The sequence below is a fragment of the Marivivens aquimaris genome (assembly GCF_015220045.1).
In the GTDB taxonomy this organism is placed as follows: Bacteria; Pseudomonadota; Alphaproteobacteria; order Rhodobacterales; family Rhodobacteraceae; genus Marivivens; species Marivivens aquimaris.
Genome location: NZ_JADBGB010000001.1, coordinates 509838 through 535309, shown reverse-complemented (window position 1 = coordinate 535309; position 25472 = coordinate 509838). Strand labels below are relative to the sequence as shown.

Here is a 25472-nt window from a genome sequence, read left to right as displayed (position 1 = left end):
CTTGCCCCTGCCCCGTTCTATAAGCCGCTGAGCATTATCCGGAGGCCCCATGCGCACCGCAAAGATCACGCGTTCCACGTCCGAAACGTCCATCGAGGTCGAAATCAACCTCGACGGCACGGGCACTTACGACAACCAGACCGGCGTTGGTTTCTTCGACCACATGCTGGACCAGTTGTCGCGTCACTCGCTGATCGACATGACCATCCGCGCCAAGGGTGACTACCACATCGACGACCACCACACCGTCGAAGACACCGGCATCGCCATCGGTCAGGCGCTGGTCAAAGCGCTGGCCGACAAGAAGGGCATCAACCGTTACGGTCACTTCGCTCTGGCGATGGATGACACGCAGGTCCGCTGCGCACTCGATCTGTCGGGCCGCTCCTACCTTGTCTGGAACTGCCCCTTCACCGCGTCGAAAATCGGCACCTTCGACACTGAACTGGTACGCGAGTTTTTCCAAGCGATCAGCCTGCACGGCGGCATCACGCTGCACGTCGACCTCGTGCACGGCGTGAACAGCCACCACATCGCCGAAGCCGCCTTCAAAGCACTTGCCAAAGCGCTGCGCATGGCGGTCGAGACCGACCCGCGCATGTCGGCCGCCCTGCCCTCGACCAAGGGTGCGCTATGAGCCTTATCGCGCTTGTAGACTACGACAGCGGGAACCTGCACTCGGCCCAGAAGGCATTCGAGCGTATGGCAAACGAGGCTGGCCACGGCACTGTCGTGGTCACATCCGAGCCTGACGTCGTGGCCAAAGCCGACCGCATCGTCCTGCCCGGCGATGGCGCGTTTCCGGCGTGCCGCAAGGCGCTCAGCGACATGGGCGGTCTGGCAGAGGCGATCAATGAGGCCGTGACCAAGGGCGGCAAGCCGTTCCTCGGCATCTGCGTCGGGATGCAGATGCTTGCGACCACGGGGCACGAGTACGAAGAGACCGCGGGCTTCGACTGGATCGGCGGCGATATCGTCAAGATCGCCCCCTCGGACGAGTCGCTCAAAGTACCCCACATGGGTTGGAACGACCTTGTCATAGACAACCCGCACCCTGTGCTCGACGGCATCGCCACCGGCGATCATGCCTATTTTGTGCACAGCTATCATATGCGGGTCAAAAACCCTGCCGAGCGCATCGCCCACGTCGACTATGCCGGTGATATCACTGCCATTGTCGGACGCGACAACGTCATCGGCACCCAGTTCCACCCCGAGAAAAGCCAGGCTACGGGACTGCGGCTCATCGCCAATTTCCTGTCGTGGAAGCCTTAGCAGTTGTAATATTGTTTCATTAGGGTGAGTATCCTTCCATTGTAGGACAATGGGGAGGAGACCATGGGCGATCGTTCGATCGTGGCCTACAAGGCCTATGCTGACCAACATGAAATACTGGACGATATGGTGGCCTACCACCTCGCAGTGCTTCTGAGGCTCGGCTATCTCACCGACGCACCTGTTTTCGTGCGTTGGCTTGATGACGACAACCTGCTTGTGTCGTTCCAATGGAAAGACGGTGCGCGTCGCCGCGCGTTGGTCCATCCGGACGTACGCAATATCAGGCTGGCTATTGGTGAAATCGCAGAGGCAAAGCGCCTTTCGCATATGCCAGTGTCATTCGCACGGCAAAGCAACGCAAGCGCAGTAGCCTGAACACTGCCACTCAAAAACGAATGCGCCGCGAGTTGATCGCGGCGCATTTTCATTGAGCGGTAGGTATTTGGCTTAGCGACGAACCCAATTCTGGGCCGAGCACAGCAGACCGCCAGCGATGCAACCCTTCAGCTCCATCTGGTCGCCGTTCAGGTTGATTTTGCCTATGTAGATCTTGTTGTTCGACGGACGCCAGACATTGCCACGATATTCACCGTTCCCCTGCGGGACCATGTCGATCACCAGCTGTCGGCCGATGTTTTCGGACTGGTACTCACCGCTGTCATTGAAGGTGCGGGCGATCACGCCGCAATAGGCGGGGCCGCACGGGCTGATTTCGACGAATGCGAACGCGCCGTCGTCGGGCTGCGTCTGCCAGGTGCCTTCAATCGGGTCAGCGGCGGCAGCGCCGGCGAGGCCGACAGCCATCATCGCGGCAAGTGCAAATTTCTTCATAATGGTTCCTCCCATAACTGCCGTCAGCCTGAGCGCGAACGGTGATTCTGGACAAGCGTGACGTTGGGTTCGTTGCATTCTGCCGTCACCCGTGCATAACGGCGCCAACATAGTTTGAAAGGATGCCTCGCATGATCCTCTACCCCGCTATCGACCTCAAAGACGGTAACGCAGTGCGCCTCTACAAAGGCGAAATGGATCAGGCTACGGTCTTCAACGAAAACCCCGCCGCGCAGGCGCTGGAGTTCGTGAACGCGGGCTGTGAATGGCTCCACCTCGTCGACCTGAACGGCGCATTCGCGGGCGAGCCCGTCAATGCCGCGCCGGTCGAAGAGATCTTGAAGCAATGCAAGGTGCCCGCCCAGCTCGGCGGTGGTATCCGCGATATGGCGACCATCGAACGCTGGCTCGATAAGGGCCTCCAGCGCGTGATCCTTGGCACCGTAGCGGTCGAAAATCCCGATCTGGTGCGTGAAGCGGCCAAGGCATTCCCCGGTCACGTTGCAGTTGGAATCGACGCGCGCAAAGGCATGGTCGCAACCAAAGGCTGGGCCGAAGAAACCAACGTGAACGCCACTGACCTCGCCCGTTCGTTCGAGGACGCAGGCGTGGCCGCGATCATCTACACCGACATCAATCGTGATGGCGCGATGCAGGGCCCGAACGTCGAAGAGACCGCCGCGCTCGCCAATGCCGTCTCCATTCCGGTCATCGCGTCGGGCGGCGTGTCGTCGATCGAAGACCTTCAGAACCTGAAGAACTGCGGCGCACCGCTGAACGGCGCAATCTCGGGCCGCGCGCTCTATGATGGCGCGATTGATCTGGGCGAAGCGCTGAAAGTGCTGAAAGCTTGAAGAAGGCGGCCTACATCATCCTGATCGTAGGCATCGCTATTTGTGCACTTCCACTGGTGTCCCTCATCTGGGGCATCGCGGTCGCCAATATCTTCGACTGTAGCCTGAGCGAGAATTCCGTCGAGGTCTGCATGATCGGCGGCTCCGACTGGGGACCAACGCTCACCTTCGCCACGATGCTCGGTTGGCTCGGCATTGCGACGATCCCTGTCGGCGGTGTTCTGATCGCCTTTCTCGCCGTCCTGCTGCTGGTCGACTTCCTGATCTTGCGCCGCCGCAAGCAGTGATCGTTGCATCGACCGCCCCTGCCCTTTACAGACTGAGGCAATTCCAGCCGGAGAGCTTGCCATGTTGAAAACACGGATCATTCCCTGCCTCGACGTTGCCGACGGGCGCGTGGTCAAAGGGGTCAACTTCGTTGACCTGATCGACGCCGGTGATCCGGTCGAAGCGGCCAAGGCATACGACGCTGCTGGCGCAGACGAGCTGTGTTTCCTCGACATCCACGCAACCCACGAAAACCGCGGCACGATGTTTGATCTGGTGACCCGCACGGCAGAGGCGTGCTTCATGCCCCTCACCGTCGGCGGCGGCGTTCGGACCCACAACGATGTGCGCGCTCTGTTGCTCGCTGGCGCTGACAAGGTGTCCTTCAACTCTGCGGCTGTCGCTGACCCCGACGTGCTGACCGATGCCGCCATGCGCTTCGGCTCGCAGTGCATCGTCTGCGCCATCGACGCAAAGACGGTTGAGCCGGGTCGTTGGGAAATCTTCACCCACGGTGGCCGCAAACCGACCGGCATCGACGCTGTCGAATTCGCGATCACCGCGATGGAGAAAGGCGCGGGCGAATTGCTGCTGACTTCCATGGACCGCGACGGGACCAAAGCGGGCTTCAACCTGCCGCTGACCAAAGCGATCTCCGACGCGGTCGATATTCCTGTCATCGCATCTGGCGGCGTGGGCAACCTCGATCACCTTGTCGAAGGCGTCACCGAAGGCGGCGCATCGGCGGTTCTGGCAGCGTCCATCTTCCACTTCGGCACTTACACAATCGGCGAGGCCAAGGCTCACATGGCTGCCGCTGGCATTCCGGTGAGGCTCTGATGTCCATCTACGATCTCGACAAGACCATCCAGTCGCGCAAAGGCGCGGATCCCGAAAGCTCGTGGACTGCGAAACTGTTCGCCAAAGGTCCGGAGAAATGTGCGGAGAAATTCGGTGAGGAAGCCATCGAGGCGATCATCGAAGCCGCCAAGGGCAACCGTGACGGCCTGATTTCTGAAGCGGCCGACAGCCTCTACCACCTGCTCGTGATGTGCGCTGCGCGCGACATCACGCTGGCCGACATCGAAGCCGAACTGGACCGCCGCACGCACCAGTCCGGCATCGCCGAAAAAGCCTCGCGTTAAAGCTCGGAGACTTTCGCGCTTCCGAAGAGGCGCGGGAATTCCACTTTCGGGCAACGGTTCTGCACAACCTTCACGCCACGCGCTTCGGCCTTGTCAGCCGCTTCATCGTTCTGCACGCCGATCTGCATCCAGACCGATTTAAGGTCGGGCCAACGCTCTAGCGCTTCATCGACGATGGCAGGCACGGCGTCCGATTTGCGAAACACGTCGATCATGTCCACGTCGTGCGGAATATCCGCGAGCGTGCCGTAGACGGTTTCGCCCAGTAGCTCCTGCCCCGCCAAACCAGGGTTTACCGGAATAATGCGGTAGCCCCTGCTTTGCAGGAAGGCGGCGACAAAATTGCTGGGGCGTTCTTCTTTGGCGGATGCACCCACCACGGCAATGGTGCGGGCATTGCCCAGAACGTCACGGATCAGGGTATCATCGACAGGTTGGGGCATTGGACCTCCGCCATAAAAAAGCGCCCTAGGTGAACAAAAACCGAGGGCGCTAAAAGTTGTGGAACGAGGGACAGTGAGTCGGTGAGGGGGTGTTCCGCTCCCCTCCGATATTCACTGATGTAAGCGCGTTCCGTGATCTTTAAAGGCCGCTCATGTTTTTGTGATGAGAGGCAGTTACTTAGCGCGCGCGGCATATAGCGCGACAGCCGCGGCGTTGGAGACGTTGAGCGAACCGAAGCCACCTGCAAAGTCGATACGCACGAGCGCATCCACGGTCTCCTTGGTCTTCTCGCGCAGGCCAGGGCCTTCGGCACCGAGGACCAACGCGACCGGACGATCCGTGCGGCCTTCGAGCGCCTCTTCGATGGTCTGGGTGGCTTCACCGTCGAGGCCGACCACGTAGTAGCCGAGCTTCTGCAGCTCCTCGATGCCATCGGCGAGGTTCCGGATACGCAGATAAGGCTGGCGTTCAAGCGCACCGCTCGCGGTCTTCGCCAGCGAGCCGGTTTCAGGAGCGGAGTGACGCTGGACGCCTACCACGGCACGGGCACCGAATACTTCCGCCGAACGCAGGATCGCACCGACGTTATGCGGATCGGTCACGCGGTCGAGTAGGACGATTCGAGCAGGTCCCGAACCTTCGCGCATCGACGCATCTTCGAGCGAGCCCCAGTCGAGCGGTTTGACTTCGAGCGCCGCACCTTGGTGGACCGATTCAGGATCAATGGGAGCTGCGAATTTGCGAGGGTCCGAAATCTCCGGCTCCATGCCCGATTGCGCGATGGCATCGGCCAGTTTGGCTTCGGCATTTTTCGTCACCACGAGTCGCAGACGCTCACGCGCCGGATTCATCAATGCATCACGAACGGCGTGCAGACCGAAGAGCCAGACGGTTTCGCTTGCCGCAGCGCGTTTGGCTTGCTCTTTTTCGATAACCCACTTGGGCTTTTTCATGTCGGAATCCCTTGTTTGCTTACCTCTACATGCGACGAAGTGCGGCGAGTAACAAGCCCAATGACATTTCTATAAATTTTGGTGTTGACGCTCCCTGCACTCAGCCTTAGACAGCGCCCCACAGACGAGGCTGATGCCTCTGACGGGCGACGTGCTGCAAGGTGCGGCAGCGGACTGTAACTCCGCCGGGGAGACCCATGCCTGGTTCGATTCCAGGGTCGCCCACCACTTTCCTCTTCGAAAATGGTGGTTCTCAACAACAGCTTAGCGGCTGATGTTGACGCTTTGCGGCAATGCGCTGATTGCCGAAACACTCTTCCCGATCGAGCGAAATGGGCCTACGACTAGGCTCATGACAAAATCCTCCGATTTCAACATCATGATCGTCGGCCAGAAGGGACGCCTGTCGTACGAGGCCGTTCTCTTTGCCGCGTCGCTTCGCGAAATGTCGCCGAACTTCAAAGGCCGTCTGATCGTTGCCGAACCGCAGCCGGGACCGAAGTGGAGCTTCGATCCGACGATGAACGCGGATGTTCGCGCCGCGCTGGTGGATCTGGGTGCTGAAATCCTGCCGTTCGAGAGCCGCCATTTCGGAGAGGCCTATCCCTACGGCAACAAGATCGAAGGTCTGAGCGTCCTGCCCGAGGGCGAGCCGTTCATGTTCTTCGACACCGACACGCTGATCCTCGACGATCTGGCGAAGCTGGACATCGACTTCGACCGTCCGTCCGCCTCTATGCGCCGCGAAGGGACGTGGCCGCAGGAAGAGCTTTACTGGGACGGCTACACCGCGATCTGGAAGTCGCTTTACGACCGGTTCGAGCTGGATTTCGATAGCTCGCTCGACCTATCGCAGCCGGACGAATACTGGCGACGCTACCTTTATTTCAACGCAGGCTGGTTCTTCTACAAAGACCCAGCGGTCTTCCGCGAACGGTTCCTGAAATGGGCGCTGGATGTGCGCGACAATCGCCCTGACGAGCTCGTCGTACAGTCACTCGATCCGTGGCTCGATCAGGTCGTGCTGCCGCTGGTCATCCACTCGCTGGGCGGCGGACGTCCGGGACCGGAACTGGACGGGCTGGATGGCGACGTTACCTGTCATTACCGCATGTTCCCGCTGCTCTATGCGCGCGAAAGCGATCAGGTGATCGACGTTTTGGGACGGGTTACCAGCCCCAATAAGGTCAAGAAGGTGCTGAAATCGCACGAGCCGATCAAACGCATGGTCTATCAGGGCCGCGGCGAGAAAGTGCGTGCGCTTTTCGATCAGAACGACCTACCCCACCGCGAACAACAGATCCGCAACAAGATCAAGGCTAACGGCTTCTGGATGCGGTGAGTGCGGGGGCGCTGCCCCCGCGCCCCCGAGGTATTTTTATCAGAATGAAGCGGACGCGGCTTATTCGCCGATCGTCCAGCTCATCGTCACCGACTGGGTGACCGTGATGTTTCCGGGCTCCAACGGGACCGAGCGCTCGGGCGCGTCGGCTGCCGACATCCGGTACATCGGGGACGGACCGCCGTTGTAGCCCGCATCGCCATCTACGATCGACTGGATGCCGCCCAGAGTGATGCTTGCAGCCTCCGCCAGTACCTGAGCGCGGCGCATAGCGTCCTGAACAGCGTCAGTGCGGGCCTGATCGCGTAGATCCTGATCGTCATCGAGGCCGAAGCTGACGCCTTGTAGAGTATTCGCGCCGCTGCCGACAACTTCGGAGATCAGATCGCCGAGGGTGGTCAGATCATGCACGTCGAAGGTGACGGTGTTCGACGCCGAGTAGCCACGGATTTCACCAAAATCCATCGACCCGTCCTCACGGTTGCCATAACGCGGGATGAGCGAGACAGAGCCGGTCCGGATGTCGTCAGTGGCGATACCGTTTTCCTTAAGCGCAGCGAGGATCGCCTCGGCGGCTTCGCTGGTGCTGTCGAGCACCTCGCCCGAGGTTGCACCCTGCGCCTCTACGCCGAGGGTCACGGTGGCCATATCGGCGGGGGCTTCGACTTGGGCCATACCCGTTGTCGTCAGTGTACCGGCTTGAGCATCCTGCGCGGTCACGACGAGCGGCGCGCTTGCAATCAGGCCAGCGGAGGCAAGTGTCAGAAAGGCGTTCATGGAATATCCTCTTCCCTGTTCTGACCACTAACCTATGCGCGCCGCAAATGCGGGAAAGAGGCGCGCGATTAAAATCTTTGTGTGGGCGGGAAGTTGCTATAGCCTGTCAGTTGTGGGGCGTTTACATTTGCCGGACCGACCTAACGTGCTAAGCCCGTACCATGACACCGAATTTCGCTCTATCCCTATCGTTTGAGGGCATCCGCCTACTCCAGCGCAGCCAGGACGGCTGGCTTCTTGTTGGCGAAGCTGCGTTCGGCGCGGACGGGATGGATACGGCGCTCGAGGATCTGCGCCTGAAGGCCGAGCGCCTGTCGGACGGGCCTGCCCGCGTCAAAATCCTGATCCCGAATGACCAGATCAAATATCTCAGCCTTCGTGATGCGACTGCCGATGAAGACGCTATTTTTGCAGAGTTGGACGGCACGACGCCCTATTCGCGCGATGAGCTGAAGGTCGATTACAGCCGCGGCGAAGGCGTCACCTACGTGGCCGCCGTTGCCAAGGAGACCCTGACCGAAGCGGAGGGGTTCGCGCTCGAACATGGGTTCGATGCGGTCTGTTTTGCGGCGGTGCCGGAGGCCGGCACATTTAACGGCGAGCCGTTCTTCGGGCGTACCGCATTGGCCGATGCGCTGATCACCAAAGGCGAAGTGATCGAACGCGATCCCGTGCCTGTGGTCGTTGTTGGCAAGGTCGAAGACAAACCCGCCGAAGCGCCGGTCGAAGACCCCGCGCCGCAGGTGGTCTTCAGCAGTCGCAACAAGCCTGAGCCCGAGGCCACCAAACGGCAGAGCCCCTCTGCCATTCGCATGTCGGGCGTCGCAGCGGCGGCCCCAACTCCGGCCAGTGAGACGCCGAAGCCGCGGATTACAGCCGTACCTGTCACCGATTTTTCCGCGCCGAGCGACCCTGAACCGGCCACCGGCACTGCGGCCTTGCCTCGTTCGACCATGCGTCCGGGGTTGATGGCAGTTCTGCTGGCCATCCTTCTGATCTTCCTCGCTGCCGTCGGCGCATGGGCAGCGTTCAATCCCGAAAAGGTCTCTGCCCTCTTCGGTCGGGATACGACCGAGCAGGCGATTGCCGAAGTGGTCGACGAGCCGTCAGTAGACGACGAGATCGAGGCAGACATCGCGGAAGTCGAGGAAACCGAACTCCTTCCGCCGGTCGACTTGCCGGAAACCAATCTGCGCGTGGAATTACCCGAGGGCAGCCGCCCGCTCTCACCCGCCGAGGCGGAGGCGCAGTACGAACTGACCCGCGTATGGCAGCGTGCGCCGCGATTGCCGCTGACGCCGCGCAGCGAGGATTTTGCGTTCAACGTCGCCACAGTCGACACCATCGGTGTGCCAGACCAGTCGGAGATCGTACTGACGAGCGCTCAGGCCGATCCTGCGCTGCCGCTCCAAATGACGCCGCCGCCCGCAGGCTCGACCTACCCCCGCGACGAACGCGGCTTCATCCTTGCGTCGGCCGAGGGGACGATGATGCCGACGGGCGTCATGGTCTACGCCCGCGCACCCGACGTGATTCCGCGCTTCCGTCCTACTGATCCGGAAATCCCCGCGCCTTTGGCCGCTATCGTCGATGCACCCCGCCTGCGTCCGGGCTCTGGCGAGATCGCCGAAGAAACCGCCGAGCCAGAGGTCGAACTCGCCGCCGCGGAGATGCCCGCCGAGGCAACCGCTCCGCAGGAACCGGCAGAACCGCAAGTGACCTCAGGCGGTGTCCCGATCTCTGCGCTGCGCCCTGCCGAACGTCCTGAGAGCGACGAGGAAGTGGACCTTTCGGGGCCAATCTACCCTGCCCCGCGTGCCCGCCCAGCTGACCTTGCAGCTGCCTTTGCGGACGAGTTGGAGAGCGAGGAAGAGGCCGAGATCGCCGCCCTTGCCGAAGCCATCGCCAATGCGCCCGATCCGTTGGAGAGTGCGACCGCGCTCGCCGTTGAAAGCGCGATGGGGCCGCGCCGTCGTCCGAGCAATTTCGACCAGATCGTCGCCGCAGCCACCCGCCCCGTCATCCAGACACCGCAGCAATCCGTCATGGCGCCGACCGGACCGGTTGCCGGCGGCGTGGCCGCTGCCGCGACTGAAGACAACGCCGTGAGCCTGCGGAACATGCTGCTTCTCGGTACGCGCGGCACCAACAGTTCGCGCATTGCCGTGGTGCGCCTGTCCAACGGTAGCATCACGACTGTTTCGGTAGGCGATACGCTGGACGGTGGTCAGGTTACGGCGATTAGCGAAACCGCCCTTAACTTCAGCAAACGAGGCCGACTTTACGGCCTGACGATGCCCGACTGACCCGCGACCTAGGGACAGATTTCGACATTCCCGCATTCATGTTACTGTTTCAGGTAACGATTACAGACGGTCCGACATATGGATTCCTTCCTTTTTCAGGCGACGATTTACCTCGGCGCCGCAGTCATTGCAGTCCCCCTCGCAGCCCGTCTCGGCCTTGGGTCCGTCCTTGGTTACCTCGCGGCGGGGATCGTGATCGGCCCGATCTTTGGCCTTGTCGGAAATGAAAGTGAGGACCTTCAGCACTTTGCCGAATTCGGCGTAGTGATGATGCTGTTCCTGATCGGTCTGGAGCTTACCCCGCGCACTCTCTGGGACATGAGGCTAAAGCTCTTGGGCCTCGGCGGGATGCAGGTGCTGTTGACCGGTGCAGCGCTGACGGGTCTGGCGTATCTGATGAACGAGACGTTGTTCGACTCCATCGCGATCGGCATGATCCTCGCGCTATCCTCGACCGCTATCGTCCTGCAAACATTGACGGAAAAGAACCTCGTTCAAACGCAGGGCGGGCGCAACGTGTTCGCAGTGCTGCTCACGCAGGATATCGCGGTGATCCCGATGCTGGCGCTCCTGCCGCTGCTCGCAACCAAGCAACTGGTGCACTTCTCGCCCGACGGTTCGATGCTACGGGCTCAGGACAGCACCGAACACCACGCAGCGTTTTCGTTGGTCGAGGGCCTTCCCGCTTGGGGCGTCACGCTGGTGACGCTCGGCGCTGTGCTGGCGATCATCCTTGCGGGCGTCTTCCTGACCAAGCCCGTGTTCCGCTACATCCACCAAGCCAAGCTGCGCGAGATGTATACTGCGCTGGCGCTTCTCATGGTCGTCGCAATTGCGGTCCTGATGGAGATGGTGGGCCTCTCCCCCGCGTTGGGTACGTTCCTTGCCGGCGTGGTCTTGGCGAACTCCGAGTTCCGCCACGAACTGGAGTCGGACCTTGAACCGTTCAAGGGTCTGCTGCTCGGCCTGTTCTTCATCACCGTCGGCGCTGGTTTTGACGTTGGTGCGTTCTTTGCCGATCCGGTGCGGATCATGTCGCTGACGTTGCTTTTGATCGCAGTAAAGGTTGGTATCCTCTACGCCCTCGCGACCTTCTGGCGACTGCGGTCGGAGAACCGCTGGCTCTTCGCGCTGAGCCTCGGTCAGGCGGGCGAATTCGGCTTCGTCCTCGTATCCTTCGCGCTTGGCCTCGGTGCGCTGTCGCCGGGCCTCGGGCAAAAGCTGATCCTGATTATCGCACTGTCGATGCTCATCACACCGCTATTGTTCATCTTCTACGAACACCGCCGCAAGAAGCTGAACCTGACCGATACCGAAGAAGTCGCCGCTGACCACATCGACGAACAGGGCACCGTCATCATTGCGGGCATCGGTCGTTTCGGGCAGATCGTGAACCGCCTTGTGCAAAGTGCAGGCTTCTCGACCGTGATCCTCGATTCCGACCTCGAAACCGTGCAGATGATGCGCAAGTTCGGGTTCAAGGGCTTCTTTGGCGACCCCACCCGCCCTGATCTGCTCAAAGCCGCAGGCATTCAATCGGCCAAGGTGCTCGTTGTTGCAGTCGATGGCCGCGAGAAAGCGACGAAGCTGGTCAAGGACGCGCGCAAGATGCGCCCCGACATTCACATCGTCGCCCGCGCGCGGGACCGTCAGCATGTTTATGAGCTATACGCGGCTGGCGCGGATGACATCGTGCGCGAGTTGTTCGACAGCTCGCTCCGCGCAGGTCGCTATGCGCTCGAAAATCTAGGACTGTCGGAATACGAGGCCGCCGAGGCCGAGGCCGTGTTCTATCATCACGACCGTTCGATGATGAAAGAACTAGCCGAACTGTGGCGCCCCGACCTGCCGCCGACCCAGAACGGCGCCTACATGAAGAAGGCGCAGGAACTGAATTCGGAGCTTGAACTATCGATCGAGAGCCGCGAACGCGCTGTGCAGCAGATGAAGGACAAGATCGGGGAGCCCCGCAAGAGCGACGCTCCCAAATCCCCGCAGGCGGACGGTTAACCGTCCGAGACGCCTGCTTCGTCGAACGTCGCCATGCCCGAGTGGCAGGCGATCGCGCCTTTCAGCACGCCAATCGCCAACGCCGCGCCCGAGCCTTCGCCCAGACGGAGGCCGAGCGCGAGCAGCGGCTGTTTATTCAGTTTTTCCAGTAGACGCGGATGCGCGGCCTCTGCGCTGACGTGGCCCGCAATGCAGTGATCCAGCGCGCCTTCGGCAGCGACTTCAAGCACCGCAGCAGACGCCGTGCAGATGAAGCCGTCGAGGATAACAGGGATGCGGTAATAGCGGGCAGCAGCAATCGCGCCGGTCATGCCAGCCAGTTCGCGTCCACCCACGCAGCGCAGCGCTTCGAGCGCGTCTTCCTTGGTGGAAGGGTTCGCACGGATGCCCATTTCGACCACGCGTGTCTTGCGCTTCAGGCCAGCGTTATCGACGCCCGTTCCGCGACCAACCCACTCTTCGGCTTCGCCGCCGTAGAGCGCATAGGCCACGGCAGCGGCGGCTGTGGTGTTACCGATGCCCATCTCTCCGACGACCAGCAGGTCGGCGTCAGGGTTCACGGCGTCCCATCCGGCGGACAGCGCGGCGACGACTTCATCCTCGGTCATCGCCGGACCTTCGGAAAAGTCGGCAGTCGGGGTGTCGAGGTCGAGCGGAACGACCGACATCTCTGCGCCAAACGCTTTGGACAACTGGTTGATGGCTGCGCCGCCATGTTCGAAGTTCGCGACCATCTGCACCGTGACTTCCGGCGGGAACGCCGAAACGCCCTTGGCGCAGACGCCGTGGTTGCCGGCAAAAACGATGACTTGGGGCTTTTCCAGCGCGGGGCGCGGGTTGCCGCGCCAGCCTGCATACCAGATCGCAATCTCTTCGAGCCGTCCGAGCGCACCGCCCGGTTTCGTCAGCATAGCGTTGCGGGCAACGGCCCCGTCCATCGCTGCCGTATCGATCGCGGAAAACTGTGCGAGAATATCACGGAACTCGTTCAGATTGGAAAATGGGGTGCCCATGTCGTCCTCATTGAAGTCTTGATCGCTCTTCAATAACTCTCGTGCCAACAAATGAAAGGTCAGAAAGGTCACACCGATGCCAAATGCCGACATGAAGCGCTTCGCGCCGCGTGATGTCCTGATCGCCATTGCACTCCTGACCCGCCTGCCCGTCAAGCTCGCCGATGAAGAGTTCAGCCGTGGTGCCTTGGCCGCATGGGCCTACCCCATCGCCGGACTAGCCGCCGCGTTCTGCGCCGCGCTGGCCGGTAGCATTGCGCTATGGCTGGGCGTTCCCGTCAACATCGCAGCGCTCATCGTCATCGCGGTGCAGGTCGTCGTCACGGGCGCAATGCACGAAGACGGTCTGGCGGACGTAGCTGATGGCTTCTGGGGTGGCTGGACGGTCGAGCGCCGACTGGAGATCATGAAAGACAGCCGCATCGGCACTTACGGCGTTCTCGCGCTCGGCTTCAGCCTGCTCGCACGGTTTGTGGCCTTGTCCTATCTGATGACGCTCGGCCACCTCTGGGGCGTTTTGCTGGTTGCCGCCGCGACCTCGCGCGTGCCGATGGTGGCGCTAATGCACTGGCATGACAACGCACGCGGCAATGGCCTGTCTCACAGCGTCGGTCGTCCGCCCAAGGAAGTCTTTGGCGGCGCGCTGATCATCGGCCTCGGTGTGGCTGTGCTCTGCGCACCGTGGGCAGCCATCATGCTGTTTGTCGTGCTCGCGCTTCTAACGCTCGGGTGCAGCAAGATCGCGATGAACAAAATCGGCGGTCAGACAGGAGACGTCCTCGGCGCGACCCAGCAGATCAGCGAGATCGCCGCGCTGATCGTGATGGCGTCACTCGCAGTTTGAGTTATCCGCAAGGGTGGCGGCGTCATAGGCGCCGGCGTCCGTCGCAACGTACTCCGTGCCGTTGAACGTCACCTGCATGATCCGCGTCCACGCGCCGTTCGCGAGCCACAGCGTGCCGTCGCAATCCACGCCGCCCTCGATATGAGGCGTCTGGATTTTGTGATTTGTCAGGTTGGCAATCGACGCTTCAGGCGTCCAAGTCCACGTCCCGTCAACCTCGTCGACCTGCGCGATCTGCAAGGTCTTAGCGAGGTGCGGACGGTCGACGAAGGCCACCTCAACCGCACCATCACCGTCGAAATCGCCCATGCCAGCAACCGCATACCAACGGTATTTCTGCCCAACGGGCGGTGAGCGCAGGACGCCAGCGACCGAGCCGTCCGGTAGCTCGCCGTAGATGTCGATCATCGCGCCCACGGTTTCGTCGCTGCGGACCGTGATGACTTCGGGATTGCCGTCGCCGTTCAGATCGAACAACCTCGGCGCTTCGTCTTCGAACACACCATCAAGGAACGAGAACTGGTACGAGCCGCTATCGGTCTCGACTTCGAGAATGGCGTATTCACCATTCGTCAGCGCCCCATGCCCGTAACGGGTCGTCGGCGCGAGTAGCTGCGCCCCCTGTACTTCTGCCTGTGCAATGCCTGGCAGCAAAAGAAGGAGCGCAGCGAGACGCATCAGATTTGACGCTCCGGCATACGAACGACGAGCCCGTCCAGTTCGTCTTTGACCTTGATCTGGCACGACAGACGCGAGGTGTTCGGATCGACCTCGTAGGCGAAATCGAGCATATCCTCTTCCATCGGCTCCATCGACGGCACGCGGTCGGTCCATGCCGGATCGACGTAGACGTGGCAGGTGGAGCAGGCACATGCGCCGCCACAGTCCGCTTCAATCCCCGGAATACCGTTGTCGCGAGCGCCTTCCATGACGGTCATACCGTTCTTCACGTCGATCTGGTGCTCGGTTCCGTTGTGCTCGATGTACGTAATCTTAGCCATTGTCGGCCCTTCATCTGAGGAGTTTGCGCCAATCTAGGTATAACGCGCGTCGTTCGCCAGCCCTCGATAGGTAGGTTTCAACGGATCGCGTAAAATTTGCCTGAGGCAGCCAAAGTCGGCTAAGGTATTCGAAACAAGAGGCAAAGCAGAGCAGCCATGAGAATTCCCGCCTATCTGATCGCACTTGCGGGTCCGGTACTGGCTGCTTGCGCGGACGGGTTGCCGCCTTTGTCGAATCCCCCGCCCTTTGCCGACGCGCAAATCAGTCACGATTCCGAAGGTCACTGCTATGGGCGCGACGTGACCCCTGCGGTGCTGGAAACTGTGACCGAACACGTCATGGTACAGCCCGCCGAGGTACATACCGATGGCACCGTGGTTGCCCCCGCCGCCTATCGCACCGTGACGCGCCAACGTATCGTGCGCGAACGGCGCGAGGTTCTATTCGAGTCCGTCTGCCCTGACAGCATGGACGCGCCGTTCGTGGCGTCGCTCCAGCGGGCGCTGACCGTGCGTGGCCACTTCCGTGGAGAGATTGACGGCATTCTGGACAGCCGCACGACTGACGCCATTCGCAGCTATCAGCGGCAGCAGGGCCTCGATAGTCCGCTGCTGGATATCCGCACGGCACGAGAGCTTGGCCTCGTGCCGCTGACGAGCGAAGAGCTCGGGATTTAAAGCTCCAGCAACAGATAGGGTACACCGTCGGATGTGTGCCCATCCGTGATGCCGTCATCATTGATCTCGAACTGGATCTGCTGACGCGGGATCTGCATCAAAGCCGATTTCGATACGTCGACGGGTTCGTCGAAACGAATGACGATGTGATGCACTACGCCCGCGAACGAGCTGCGCAGGCCTTTGATAACGCCGGTGAACGGCTTGCTCATGTAGTGACCCGCGATGCGGTCACCTGCGCTGAGGCCATGCAAGGTCGGCTCGGGCGCGGCCTTGGCTGCCAACGTGTTCCAGTCTTTGAGACCGTATTCGTGGGCGAGAGCCTCAAGCGATTCTGCGTGGGTCATCTCGGTCCCTTCGCGCAAACGGCGGGCACGAAGTTTCAGCGTCGGCGCTGTGGCGAAAACGGGGGTAAGGTCTTGATAGTTCATCTTTGTCCCTGCGGGACGCGGGTCGTTCGGAGGTGTCCGCATTGCCAATCCGCCGCGTCATAGGGGCAAAAAAGCTGAGATATCCGGTATTCACCCCACCCGAAGGCGCGGACGGCTGGCTACCGGAGCCGCCCTCCTCATACGCCCCGTTCGCGCAAAAAGAAAGGGCGCCGCAACGGGCGCCCTTTCAGGAAGATATGTGGGTCGGTTACTCGACGAGGCTGAGCGCGAGGAAGCGGGCCATGTTGTCGCGATTGACGAGGATCAGCAGCGACTTGCGGCCTTCGTCCTTCGCAGCGGCAACACGATCTTCGAACTCGGCGACAGACGATACGGCCATCTGGCCAGCTTCGGTGATAACGTCACCGACTTGGAGACCATTCTCAGCAGCATCAGACATCGGATCGACACCAACGATGACGAGGCCTTCGGTCTGCGGGTCGAGGTCGAACTGGGCGATTGCATCTTCGTTGACAGCCGAAAGCATCAGGCCGAGCACTTCACCGGTCGACGGAGCACCCTTCGGGTTCTCTGCCGATGCGGGGATGGCGCCTTGGGCTTCTTCGCGGCGACCGAGCACAACGGTCAGCTCGACGTTCTCACCGTCACGCAGGACGTTCATGACCACTTCGGCACCAACCGGCGAGTCGGCCACGATGCGGACCAGTTCGCGGGTGTCGGCGACTTCGCGGCCATCGAAGGTGAGGATGACGTCACCAGCTTCAACACCGGCTTCCATTGCAGGGCCTTCAGGAACCGAAGTCACGAGCGCACCGGCGACCGATTGCAGACCGTCGATCGCGTCGACCATATCGGGCGAGACATCCTGAATGCGGACACCGAGCCAGCCGCGGCGGGTTTCACCGAACTCCTGAAGCTGGTCGACAACCTTGGTCACAACGTTCGACGCCATCGAGAAACCGATACCGATCGAACCGCCGTTCGGCGACAGGATCGCAGTGTTCACGCCAACAACGTCACCGTCCATGTTGAACAGCGGGCCGCCTGAGTTACCACGGTTGATCGCGGCGTCAGTCTGGATGTAGTCGTCATAGGTGCCCGAAAGCTCGCGGTTACGGGCCGAAACGATACCGGCCGAAACCGAGAAGCCCTGACCAAGTGGGTTACCCACGGCCATGACCCAGTCGCCAACACGGGCGGCGTCGCTGTCGCCGAACGAAACATAATGCAGATCGGTCGCTTCGACCTTCAGCAGCGCGATGTCGGTGTTCGGGTCGGTACCGATCAGAACAGCTTCGAGCGGGTCTTCACCACCCGGAAAGAACTCGATCTGGATCTCGTCCGCGCCTTCGATGACGTGGTTGTTGGTCACAATGTAGCCGTCAGGCGAAATGACAAAGCCCGAACCGAGTGCAGACGAACGCTGCGGACCCTGGTTCTGGAAATCTTTGAAGAACTCTTCGAACGGGCTGCCCGGCATTCCGGGTTGGCCGTCCATATTGGTCGAAACCATCGTCGAAGTGGTGATGTTCACCACTGCGGGGCTGACGCGATCAGCCAGATCGGCGAACGACACAGGGCGATTGTCCTGAGCCTGTCCGGCGACTGCCTGCGTCAGCACAAAAAATGCCGCCAGAAACAGGGCCATGAGTGAGTTTTGGCCACCGGTCCGGCGATCAAGCGCAAAGGCATTCGATTTCACAGGGACTCTCCTTGTCCATTTGAGCGGGGCCCCCAAACGCCCCGTTATGACAGGACTCTAAGCAAGGGGGCCGTCCACTCAACCCTTGAAACATAAGTCTCAACAGGGTGTGAAATCCGGTCGCCGGCTCGTTATAAGAGGGTGAGGACGATAAGACCCGCCGCGAAGGACACAAGTCCTATCCAGCGACGACGTTCGAGCGGGACTTCCCGCATCTGTTCGAGCATCTGCTCAACTAGTTTAGGGGCCAGCGCGTACGCCAGCCCCTCTACGATCAGTACACCAGCCGCAGCTTGCAGCAGCATCAAAATCATTCAGCGTTTCCCGTTGCAGATTCCAGATAGCTGAAGAAGTCGCTATCCGGCGTGAGCACCATCGACGTATTCCCGCCTTCCAGCGCACGGCGATAGGCCTGCAACGAACGATAGAAATCGAAGAACTCCGCGTCTGACCCGTAGGCCTCTGCAAAGATCCGTGTCCGTTCGGCGTCAGCCTCACCGCGGATGATCTCGGCCTGACGTTGAGCATCCGAAACAAGTTCGGTCACCGTACGGTCAGCCCCGGCGCGAATCCGTTGAGCGGCTTCATTACCACGAGCGATCTCGTCTGCCGCTTCACGTTCTCGTTCAGCGATCATCCGCTCATAGGTCTTCTCGAGGTTCTCCGGCGGAAGGTCGGTACGCTTGAGGCGTACATCAATCAGCTGGAGGCCAAGCGAGTCGGCTTCAGGTGCCGCAACATCGCGGATAAGCTGCATGAGTGCGTCACGGTCGCTCGACAGGATTTCAGCCGACGACACGGTACCCAGAACCTTACGGATCGCGGTACGCAGGATCGAATCGAGGCGGTTGGATGCCTGACGCTCACCACCCGAACCCGTTGCACGGCGGAAGTCCTCGACGTCCGCGATACGGTAGCGCGCGAAGGCATCGACTTCGATGCGGCGGCTGTCCGATGCGATGACTTCTAGAGCAGCCATGTCACGGCTCAGAATGCGGTCATCGTATTTGACGACTTCCTGAATGAGCGGGATTTTGAACCCGATACCGGGCTCTTCCTTCACGCCAACGATCTGACCGAACTGGAGGACGAGAGCTTTTTCACGTTCGTCGACGATGAAGATCGACGAAGCTGCGATGACGCCTGCTACGACCAGCGCGCCGAGAGCTACATATGCCTTACGCATTAGTTGGACCCTCCTTCTTCGGTGGTTCGGTTGGCGTTATTGCTGCGCAGCTCGTTCAGCGGAAGGTAAGGCACGACGCCCTGCCCTTCGCCCTCAGGCTGGTCGAGGATCATCAGGTCAACCGACTGAAGCAGCTCTTCCATCGTTTCAAGGTACATGCGGCGGCGGGTCACGTCCGGCGATGCCTGATACTCGGCAAGGATCGAGGTGAAGCGGCTGGCCTCACCCTGCGCGGCGTTGGTTACGCGGGCACGGTACGCTTCGGCCTCTTCGAGGTCCTGAGCGGCCTGACCGCGTGCTTCAGCGACAACCTGGTTCGAGTACTTGTCCGCAACGTTCTGGAGACGCGCACGTTCCTGTTCGGCGTCCTGCACCTTGAAGAACGACGAGATAACCGGCTGCGGCGGGTCAACGCGGTCGAGGTTGATACGGACGATATCGACGCCACTGTCGTAGCTGTCGAGGGTCGACTGAACCATCTCTGTCAGGCGGGTCTGGATCACACCACGTTCGGTGTTGAGGATCGGTGCCAGCTCCGACTGGGCCACGATTTCACGCATGGCGGATTCGGCCACGGCAGCAATCGTCGCTTCGGGGTCGGCAAGGTTGAACATGAAGGCTGGCAGATCCTTGATCTTCCACACAACCTGGAAGTCGATGTCCACGATGTTCTCGTCACCGGTCAGCATCAGGCCGGTGTCTTCGCCGGTCGACTGCGCACCGATATCGATGGTGTTTTCGGTGGTGACCGAACGTACTTCGTGGGTGATCAGCGGCCACGGAGCAAAGTTCAGACCCGGTTGGCCGGTGTCACTGAATTCGCCCAGAAACAGCTCGACGGACTGCTGTTCGGGGCGCACCGTGTAGAACGACGCAGCGCCCCAGATAAGCACGGCAACAACTGCGCCGATTCCGATGGTTGCACCTGTGAGCTTGGGTCCGCCGGAGTTGCCTCCGCCAAAACCGCCGCCGCCGTTACCGGTGCGGCCGTTGTCGCCGCCCATCAGTACGCGCAGGCGGTCACGACCCTTGTTGAACAGTTGATCAATCTCGGGGGCTTGCCCTTCGTTCGGGCGGCGACCGCCGTTCGGACGCTGGCGATCTTTGTCATCGCCGCCGTTCGAACCACCGCGGTTTCCTCCGCCGCCCCAAGGGCCTCCGTTGTTTCCAGCCATAAACCTCGTTCATTCCCTATAAGCACCCCTCGCGGGGCAGTCCTATTCACAATTGGGAATGCGCGGGGAAAATTCAAGCAGTTCGGGTCGGAGTCTTCATCGTAACGAGCTCTTCGGCCATCGTGGGGTGCACGGCACAGACGCGGTCGAAATCCTCTTTTGTCGCCCCCATCTTCACCGCGATGCCTGCAATCTGGATCATCTCGCCCGCGTGCGGTGCGACGATGTGACAGCCCAGAACCTTGCGGGTCTCCTGCGATACAATGAGTTTCATGAGAACACGGTCGGGGCGACCTGCGAACAAGGTCTGCATCGGACGGAAGCTGGTCGAGTAGACCTCGATCGGCTCCTGCTCGCGCGCGGCTTCTTCGCTGAGGCCCACGGTGCCGAATTCCGGCTGGGTAAAGACTGCCGACGGGATCAGGTCGTGGTCAGGGCTGGTCGGGTTGCCGTTGAATACGGTCTCGACAAAAGCCATCGCTTCGCGGATCGCGACGGGGGTCAGCTGGACGCGGTCGGTCACATCGCCCACAGCGTAGATCGACGGAATGTTGGTCTGGCTGTATTCGTCGACTTTGATCTCGCCATGACGGCCGGTTTCTACGCCCACTTTATCGAGGCCGAGGTTGTCGGTCATCGGCGCACGGCCCGTCGCGAACAGCACCTGATCGTAGGTGTCTTCGCCATTGGTGCCCTTCACCCAGATCTTGCCGTCACGCTTTTCCATCTCGAGGATGTTGGTGCCGCAGTGCAGGTTGATGCCCTTTTCGCGCATCTGGTCTGCGATGAGGCCGCGAGCTTCTTCGTCGAAGCCGCGCAGGATCTGCGCACCGCGATAGAACTGGGTCACATCGACACCGAGTCCGTTAAGGATGCCTGCAAATTCACAAGCGATGTAGCCGCCGCCGATGATAAGGATTTTGCTCGGCATCTCCTCCATCAGGAAGATGTCGTTCGATACCATGCCCAGTTCGGCATTCGGCAGGTCCGGACGCACCGGCTGGCCGCCGACGGCGATCAGGATGTGCTTTGCGGTGATTTCTTCACCGGTCGACAGCGAAACGGTGTGCTCGTCCTTCAGCGTCGCGCGGGCGTTGTAGGTCGTCACATCGTTGTTCTTGAGGATGTTGCGATAGATACCCTCAAGACGGTCGAGTTCTTTGTGCATGTGGCCGCGGAACAGACCCCAGTTGAACTCGCCGTGCTCCAGCTCCCAACCGTAGGCTTTCGCGTCTTCGACGATGTCATGGTACTCGGATGCGAAGACCATCAGTTTCTTCGGGACACAGCCGCGAATAACGCAGGTGCCGCCCATGCGGTCTTCTTCGGCCAGCGCGACTTTGGCGCCTGCTTGGGATGCCACGCGTGCAGCGCGCACACCACCAGAACCGCCCCCGATGACAAAGAGGTCGTAATCAAAGGACATGAGTTGCTCCGCTCGTTAAATATCAGTTGGCTTGCATGTGTAATCAGGTGTGCGTCTGGTCAATCTGCCCACACGCACACGCCCGGCGCTTACTCTGCAACGTCACCAAAGATATTGTCTTCGGCGAGGAAGTCGAACTTCGTCTCGTCGACCGTGCCGTTATTGATGTCGCGCACTTCTGCGCGGCCATCGCCGTAGCCGATAACAACGGCATCGCAGATATCGATGAAGAGACCGTTTTCGACCACGCCCGGAATCTGGTTCAGCACAAGGCTGAGCTGGCGGGCGTTACCGATCCGGTTGAGGTGCAGGTCGAGGATATGGTTGCCTTCGTCGGTGACGTAGGGCGCATCGCCGTTCATACGCAGCGACACGTTGCGGCCCAGCACGTCCATACCGACCAGCGCTTCTTCAACGATGGTCTTCGTGGTCTGCCAGCCGAACGGAATAACTTCGAGCGGCAGCGGGAAAGCACCCAGCGTCTCAACGGACTTCGACGCATCGGTGATGACGATCATCTGGTCCGAGGCCGTCGCAACGATCTTTTCCTGAAGGTGGGCACCGCCGCCGCCTTTGATCAGGTTCAGGTTCGGGTCGAACTCGTCAGCACCGTCGATACAGATGTCCAGCCACTTGGCCTCGTCGAGCGAGATGACCTCGATCCCGACTTCGCGGGCCAGTGCAGCGGTGCGCGAAGAGGTCGGCACGCCTTGGATCTTCAGCCCTTCGTCACGGACCATTTCGCCCAGACATTTGACCAGCCACGACGCGGTGGAGCCAGTACCCAGACCGACTTTCATGCCGCTCTCGACATATTGTGCAGCGCGCTTTGCAGCGACGAACTTGGCCTTATCAATGGGCGACAGATCAATGGACATAGGGCACCTCTCATGGATTCACGGTGCTTATAGGTGTTTCGTCGTGTTGTGATAAGCCTGACAAATTCAAAAACGTCAGCCCTCAGGGCGCAATTCCCGAAACCAACGTCGCAATCCGACGTTTGGGCCGCCACTTCGCTGATACACTCTGCCCTATGACGACAGCGTACCGCCTCCACTATGCACCTGATAACGCCTCACTTTGCGTCCGGCTGATGCTGGAGGAGCTGGGCCTGGCGTATGAGACCGTGCTGGTCGACCGAAGCGCCAAAGAGCAGAAGTCCGAAAGCTACCTGAAGCTCAATCCCAATGGCCTGATCCCCGTGCTGGAAGCGCCGGATGGCGTGATGTTCGAAACTGCAGCAATTCTGCTGTGGCTCGCTGACCGTCACGGCGCGATGGCTCCGGCGGTGGATAGCCCTGAACGCGCAGACTTTCTGAAATGGCTGCTGTGGCTGGCGAACACGCTGCACCCTGCCCTGCGGATGCTTTTCTATCCCGAGAAGTTCTCGCCCGCACATGAACCTTTGCGCGATATGACCAAGACGCGGATTGCGGAATTGCTGACGATCCTTGAAAATGGTCCCGACCTTGCGAAGACCTCGGCCCTGTCGTGCTACGCAGCTCCGATGCTTAGGTGGCTGGCGCTCTACCCGCAGGACCACACCGCGTGGTTTGATCTGACGCGCTGGCCGCGGCTTCATGAATTCTGCCTCGGTTTCGAGGAGCGCCCCTCCGCCATTCGCGCCGCATTGGCCGAAGGACTGGGCAAGACACCGTTTTCTTCACCTTCCTACCCGACGCCGCCCGAAGGGAGCGCCATCTAAATGTTCCTCTCCGTTTTCGATATGTTCAAAGTGGGTGTTGGCCCGTCATCTTCCCACACGATGGGTCCGATGGTTGCCGGCGCACGCTTCCTCGATTTCCTACGCGCCCAGCCGTTCAACGTGCATGGCGTCAAAGCTTCGCTGCACGGCTCGCTGGCCTTCACCGGCGTCGGCCACGCGACCGACCGCGCCACGATCCTCGGCCTCGCGGGCTTCCTGCCTGACACTTATGATGCCGAAAAGGCGGAAGCCGAACTGGAGCGTCTCCGCAAGGAAAAGGTCATCCACGTCGATGGCCTGCCCCCGCTGGCCTTCGATCCCAAGACCGACATCGTCTTTGACTACGGCCCCAACCTGCCCGGCCACGCCAACGGCATGGTCATCAGCGGCCTCGATGCGCAGGGCGATACGATTGTCGAAGAGACCTACTACTCGGTCGGTGGCGGCTTTGTTCTGACGGCCTCGGAACTGGAGCAAGGCAAGGATACTGACGACGGCCCCGCCGTTCCGTTCCCGTTCAAAAGCGCCAAAGAGATGCTTGATATGGCTGCGGAAAGCGGACTGACCATCGCGCAGATGAAGCAGAAGAACGAAACCTCGCGCCGCCGCGTGAACGAGCTCGATCAGGGCGTCAGCCGCATCTGGCAGGTGATGAACGACTGCATCGACCGCGGCCTGACCACGGACGGCATCCTGCCGGGCGGTCTGAATGTGAAGCGCCGCGCTAAGGGTATCCATGATGAGCTGATGGCAGAGCGCGGACTGAACATGGTCGCGCCTCACGTCGCCAACGACTGGATGGCCGCCTACGCGATGGCCGTGAACGAAGAAAACGCCGCAGGCGGTCAGGTCGTCACCGCGCCGACCAACGGCGCTGCGGGCGTGATGCCTGCCGTGGTGCGCTACTGGCTCGACCACGTACCGGGCGCTGTCTCGTCGAAGATCCCCGAGTTCCTGCTGACCGCTGCCGCGATCGGCGGCCTCATCAAGTACAACGCGTCCATCTCTGGTGCTGAGTGCGGATGTCAGGCCGAAGTCGGCAGCGCCTCCGCCATGGCTGCTGCGGGCCTGTGCGCCGTGATGGGTGGCACGCCCGAGCAAATCGAGAACGCCGCTGAAATCGCGCTCGAACACCACCTTGGCATGACCTGCGACCCCGTGCGCGGTCTGGTTCAGGTGCCTTGCATCGAACGCAACGGCCTCGGCGCGATCAAGGCCGTGTCCGCCGCCTCCCTCGCCCTGCGCGGCGACGGCACACACCTTGTTCCGCTGGACGCCGCCATTGAAACGATGCGCCAGACCGGCAACGACATGCACGCGAAGTATAAGGAAACGTCGCTTGGCGGCCTCGCCGTCAACGTTCCCAACTGCTGAGCGCGTCCCAGAGCACATGCAAATGCTCTGACGGCAACACCAGAAGGACCGGCCCCTCGGCACGAATGCGCACGGGGCCGTCCACCATATTGGATGCACTCAGAAACCCGTCTGGCTTCATCACTTGTCCGTCCAAATCCCAGCGAAGTCCTTCGGTCCACGCACGGCACTCCCCGACGGGCATCAACGAAAGCCGCGTTCCTGCGGGCAAATCGAACGCAATTTCCTGAGAGACCATGACAGACACGTCGTCGGCGCTCAGCGTCACGATGATCCGCGGCATGTGTTTGGCCATGACATTGAGGACAGACAGCTGGTGATCAATCCGACCGCCCATGAAGCCGACGGCAAGAACGCGACTCGCATCTACCCTAAGTAGGCACTTCTCGAAATCGGTGAACTCCTGTTCCTCGACATGCTCGATAATATTGCCAAGTCGGCGATGCAGATTATCTTTAAGGCTATCAAGATCGCCGATAACACGCTCCGGCAGTCGTCCGGATGCCAATACTTGCTCCGCACCGCCGTCCGCTGCGATAACTACCGGAGCAAGATTAAAAGCGGTTTCGAGGTCGCGCTGTCGACAATCAGCGCCGCCAACCAGCGTTATTGGCTCCGAATAGGAAACAATGTGTATATTTTCGCCGGGATTGTTCACGATTTAATGGTCCGCCCTCAAATTGCCCTAAAATTACACCTTTGTTATCGCGTTTACGTTCCGGATTGAGAACCAATTAGTGGTCAATGTCAGTGAAGGTAGAAAACAAAG

The 25472-nt window shown here is 60.7% G+C and carries 29 protein-coding genes and 1 tRNA gene; 15 read left to right on the top strand and 15 right to left on the bottom strand.

Translation table 11 applies throughout. The features are described 5' to 3' along the window. Positions 1 to 49 precede the first annotated feature (49 nt). The 3 genes from hisB (at position 50) to IF204_RS02665 (ending at position 1653) form a co-directional block, all read left to right on the top strand. Positions 50 to 637 (top strand): imidazoleglycerol-phosphate dehydratase HisB, encoded by a 588-nt coding sequence (gene hisB / locus IF204_RS02675; RefSeq protein ID WP_194094460.1) that lies wholly within the window; start codon positions 50 to 52, stop codon positions 635 to 637. After that, the gene (gene hisH / locus IF204_RS02670; RefSeq protein WP_194094459.1) at positions 634 to 1275 is read left to right on the top strand and encodes an imidazole glycerol phosphate synthase subunit HisH; all 642 of its coding nucleotides are present in this window, start codon (positions 634 to 636) and stop codon (positions 1273 to 1275) included. The genes hisB and hisH overlap by 4 nt, the downstream gene beginning before the upstream one ends. Before the next feature lie 63 nt (positions 1276 to 1338). Continuing rightward, complete coding sequence (locus tag IF204_RS02665) at positions 1339 to 1653, top strand: hypothetical protein (RefSeq protein WP_194094458.1); 315 nt, start codon at positions 1339 to 1341, stop codon at positions 1651 to 1653. A gap of 72 nt (positions 1654 to 1725) precedes the next feature. Here the strand turns inward: IF204_RS02665 and IF204_RS02660 are convergent, their stop codons facing one another. After that, a complete protein-coding gene (locus tag IF204_RS02660; RefSeq protein ID WP_194094457.1) occupies positions 1726 to 2109 on the bottom strand; it encodes a DUF2147 domain-containing protein in 384 nt (127 codons plus the stop codon). Between the two features lie 131 nt (positions 2110 to 2240). Between IF204_RS02660 and hisA the strand changes: the two genes are divergently transcribed. The 4 genes from hisA (at position 2241) to IF204_RS02640 (ending at position 4375) form a co-directional block, all read left to right on the top strand. After that, positions 2241 to 2963 carry a 1-(5-phosphoribosyl)-5-[(5-phosphoribosylamino)methylideneamino]imidazole-4-carboxamide isomerase gene (hisA, locus tag IF204_RS02655; protein WP_194094456.1) on the top strand — a complete coding sequence of 241 codons (723 nt, stop codon included), beginning with the start codon at positions 2241 to 2243 and terminating at the stop codon, positions 2961 to 2963. After that, positions 2960 to 3250 carry a hypothetical protein gene (locus tag IF204_RS02650; protein ID WP_194094454.1) on the top strand — a complete coding sequence of 97 codons (291 nt, stop codon included), beginning with the start codon at positions 2960 to 2962 and terminating at the stop codon, positions 3248 to 3250. Before hisA ends, IF204_RS02650 begins: the two co-directional genes overlap by 4 nt. A 61-nt stretch (positions 3251 to 3311) precedes the next feature. Beyond that, on the top strand, positions 3312 to 4070 hold the full coding sequence (gene hisF / locus IF204_RS02645) for an imidazole glycerol phosphate synthase subunit HisF (protein ID WP_167637838.1): 759 nt from the start codon (positions 3312 to 3314) through the stop codon (positions 4068 to 4070). Then, the gene (locus IF204_RS02640; RefSeq protein ID WP_194094452.1) at positions 4070 to 4375 is read left to right on the top strand and encodes a phosphoribosyl-ATP diphosphatase; all 306 of its coding nucleotides are present in this window, start codon (positions 4070 to 4072) and stop codon (positions 4373 to 4375) included. The genes hisF and IF204_RS02640 overlap by 1 nt, the downstream gene beginning before the upstream one ends. Here the strand turns inward: IF204_RS02640 and IF204_RS02635 are convergent. Both IF204_RS02635 and rlmB read right to left on the bottom strand, forming a co-directional pair. Then, on the bottom strand, positions 4372 to 4818 hold the full coding sequence (locus IF204_RS02635; RefSeq protein WP_194094450.1) for a CoA-binding protein: 447 nt from the start codon (positions 4816 to 4818) through the stop codon (positions 4372 to 4374). The two genes, IF204_RS02640 and IF204_RS02635, sit on opposite strands and share 4 nt — an antisense overlap. A 174-nt stretch (positions 4819 to 4992) precedes the next feature. Then, a complete protein-coding gene (gene rlmB / locus IF204_RS02630; RefSeq protein WP_194094448.1) occupies positions 4993 to 5772 on the bottom strand; it encodes a 23S rRNA (guanosine(2251)-2'-O)-methyltransferase RlmB in 780 nt (259 codons plus the stop codon). Positions 5773 to 5916: 144 nt separating this feature from the next. Here rlmB and IF204_RS02625 point away from each other — a divergent pair. Together IF204_RS02625 and IF204_RS02620 are read left to right on the top strand one after the other, a co-directional pair. Beyond that, positions 5917 to 6000 (top strand) — tRNA-Tyr (locus IF204_RS02625). Between the two features lie 124 nt (positions 6001 to 6124). Then, positions 6125 to 7114: a hypothetical protein gene (locus IF204_RS02620; RefSeq protein WP_194094446.1), complete on the top strand. Its 990-nt coding sequence runs from the start codon at positions 6125 to 6127 to the stop codon at positions 7112 to 7114. A gap of 60 nt (positions 7115 to 7174) precedes the next feature. On the opposite strand, the gene IF204_RS02615 is transcribed toward IF204_RS02620, so the two are convergent. Continuing rightward, a complete protein-coding gene (locus IF204_RS02615) occupies positions 7175 to 7891 on the bottom strand; it encodes an SIMPL domain-containing protein (RefSeq protein ID WP_194094444.1) in 717 nt (238 codons plus the stop codon). 161 nt (positions 7892 to 8052) lie between these two features. Here IF204_RS02615 and IF204_RS02610 point away from each other — a divergent pair, with 161 nt between their 5' ends. Together IF204_RS02610 and IF204_RS02605 are read left to right on the top strand one after the other, a co-directional pair. After that, entirely contained in the window at positions 8053 to 10197 is a 2145-nt protein-coding gene (locus tag IF204_RS02610) for a hypothetical protein (RefSeq protein ID WP_194094442.1), read from the top strand. 78 nt (positions 10198 to 10275) lie between these two features. After that, a complete protein-coding gene (locus IF204_RS02605; RefSeq protein ID WP_194094440.1) occupies positions 10276 to 12207 on the top strand; it encodes a monovalent cation:proton antiporter-2 (CPA2) family protein in 1932 nt (643 codons plus the stop codon). Here IF204_RS02605 and cobT read toward each other — a convergent pair. Further along, complete coding sequence (gene cobT, locus IF204_RS02600; protein ID WP_194094439.1) at positions 12204 to 13220, bottom strand: nicotinate-nucleotide--dimethylbenzimidazole phosphoribosyltransferase; 1017 nt, start codon at positions 13218 to 13220, stop codon at positions 12204 to 12206. The genes IF204_RS02605 and cobT overlap by 4 nt on opposite strands. 76 nt (positions 13221 to 13296) lie before the next feature. Between cobT and cobS the strand changes: the two genes are divergently transcribed. Then, entirely contained in the window at positions 13297 to 14064 is a 768-nt protein-coding gene (gene cobS / locus IF204_RS02595) for an adenosylcobinamide-GDP ribazoletransferase (protein ID WP_194094437.1), read from the top strand. On the opposite strand, the gene IF204_RS02590 is transcribed toward cobS, so the two are convergent. Then, the gene (locus IF204_RS02590) at positions 14050 to 14742 is read right to left on the bottom strand and encodes an FG-GAP repeat domain-containing protein (protein WP_194094435.1); all 693 of its coding nucleotides are present in this window, start codon (positions 14740 to 14742) and stop codon (positions 14050 to 14052) included. The genes cobS and IF204_RS02590 overlap by 15 nt on opposite strands. Continuing rightward, on the bottom strand, positions 14742 to 15065 hold the full coding sequence (locus IF204_RS02585) for a 2Fe-2S iron-sulfur cluster-binding protein (RefSeq protein ID WP_194094433.1): 324 nt from the start codon (positions 15063 to 15065) through the stop codon (positions 14742 to 14744). Before IF204_RS02585 ends, IF204_RS02590 begins: the two co-directional genes overlap by 1 nt. 156 nt (positions 15066 to 15221) lie before the next feature. On the opposite strand from IF204_RS02585, the gene IF204_RS02580 reads away from it, so the two are divergent. After that, positions 15222 to 15743: a peptidoglycan-binding domain-containing protein gene (locus IF204_RS02580; protein WP_194094431.1), complete on the top strand. Its 522-nt coding sequence runs from the start codon at positions 15222 to 15224 to the stop codon at positions 15741 to 15743. Here IF204_RS02580 and IF204_RS02575 read toward each other — a convergent pair. The 7 genes from IF204_RS02575 to rpiA form a co-directional block, all read right to left on the bottom strand. Then, positions 15740 to 16174 (bottom strand): glyoxalase superfamily protein, encoded by a 435-nt coding sequence (locus tag IF204_RS02575; RefSeq protein ID WP_194094429.1) that lies wholly within the window; start codon positions 16172 to 16174, stop codon positions 15740 to 15742. The two genes, IF204_RS02580 and IF204_RS02575, sit on opposite strands and share 4 nt — an antisense overlap. 208 nt (positions 16175 to 16382) lie before the next feature. Next, entirely contained in the window at positions 16383 to 17783 is a 1401-nt protein-coding gene (locus IF204_RS02570; protein ID WP_194098123.1) for a Do family serine endopeptidase, read from the bottom strand. Between the two features lie 185 nt (positions 17784 to 17968). Further along, positions 17969 to 18151 (bottom strand): DUF2065 domain-containing protein, encoded by a 183-nt coding sequence (locus IF204_RS02565; RefSeq protein WP_228069028.1) that lies wholly within the window; start codon positions 18149 to 18151, stop codon positions 17969 to 17971. Further along, positions 18148 to 19023: a protease modulator HflC gene (gene hflC, locus IF204_RS02560; RefSeq protein WP_194094427.1), complete on the bottom strand. Its 876-nt coding sequence runs from the start codon at positions 19021 to 19023 to the stop codon at positions 18148 to 18150. The genes IF204_RS02565 and hflC overlap by 4 nt, the downstream gene beginning before the upstream one ends. Then, the gene (hflK, locus tag IF204_RS02555) at positions 19023 to 20198 is read right to left on the bottom strand and encodes an FtsH protease activity modulator HflK (RefSeq protein ID WP_194094425.1); all 1176 of its coding nucleotides are present in this window, start codon (positions 20196 to 20198) and stop codon (positions 19023 to 19025) included. The genes hflC and hflK overlap by 1 nt, the downstream gene beginning before the upstream one ends. Before the next feature lie 73 nt (positions 20199 to 20271). Then, complete coding sequence (gene gor, locus IF204_RS02550) at positions 20272 to 21624, bottom strand: glutathione-disulfide reductase (RefSeq protein WP_194094423.1); 1353 nt, start codon at positions 21622 to 21624, stop codon at positions 20272 to 20274. Between the two features lie 89 nt (positions 21625 to 21713). Next, positions 21714 to 22502, bottom strand: a complete 789-nt coding sequence (rpiA, locus tag IF204_RS02545) for a ribose-5-phosphate isomerase RpiA (RefSeq protein WP_194094421.1) — start codon at positions 22500 to 22502, stop codon at positions 21714 to 21716. Between the two features lie 155 nt (positions 22503 to 22657). Between rpiA and IF204_RS02540 the strand changes: the two genes are divergently transcribed. Continuing rightward, the gene (locus tag IF204_RS02540) at positions 22658 to 23329 is read left to right on the top strand and encodes a glutathione S-transferase family protein (RefSeq protein WP_194094419.1); all 672 of its coding nucleotides are present in this window, start codon (positions 22658 to 22660) and stop codon (positions 23327 to 23329) included. Next, on the top strand, positions 23330 to 24703 hold the full coding sequence (locus IF204_RS02535) for an L-serine ammonia-lyase (RefSeq protein WP_194094417.1): 1374 nt from the start codon (positions 23330 to 23332) through the stop codon (positions 24701 to 24703). Here the strand turns inward: IF204_RS02535 and IF204_RS02530 are convergent. Beyond that, positions 24684 to 25361 (bottom strand): thiamine diphosphokinase, encoded by a 678-nt coding sequence (locus IF204_RS02530; protein WP_194094415.1) that lies wholly within the window; start codon positions 25359 to 25361, stop codon positions 24684 to 24686. The two genes, IF204_RS02535 and IF204_RS02530, sit on opposite strands and share 20 nt — an antisense overlap. Positions 25362 to 25472: the final 111 nt, after the last annotated feature.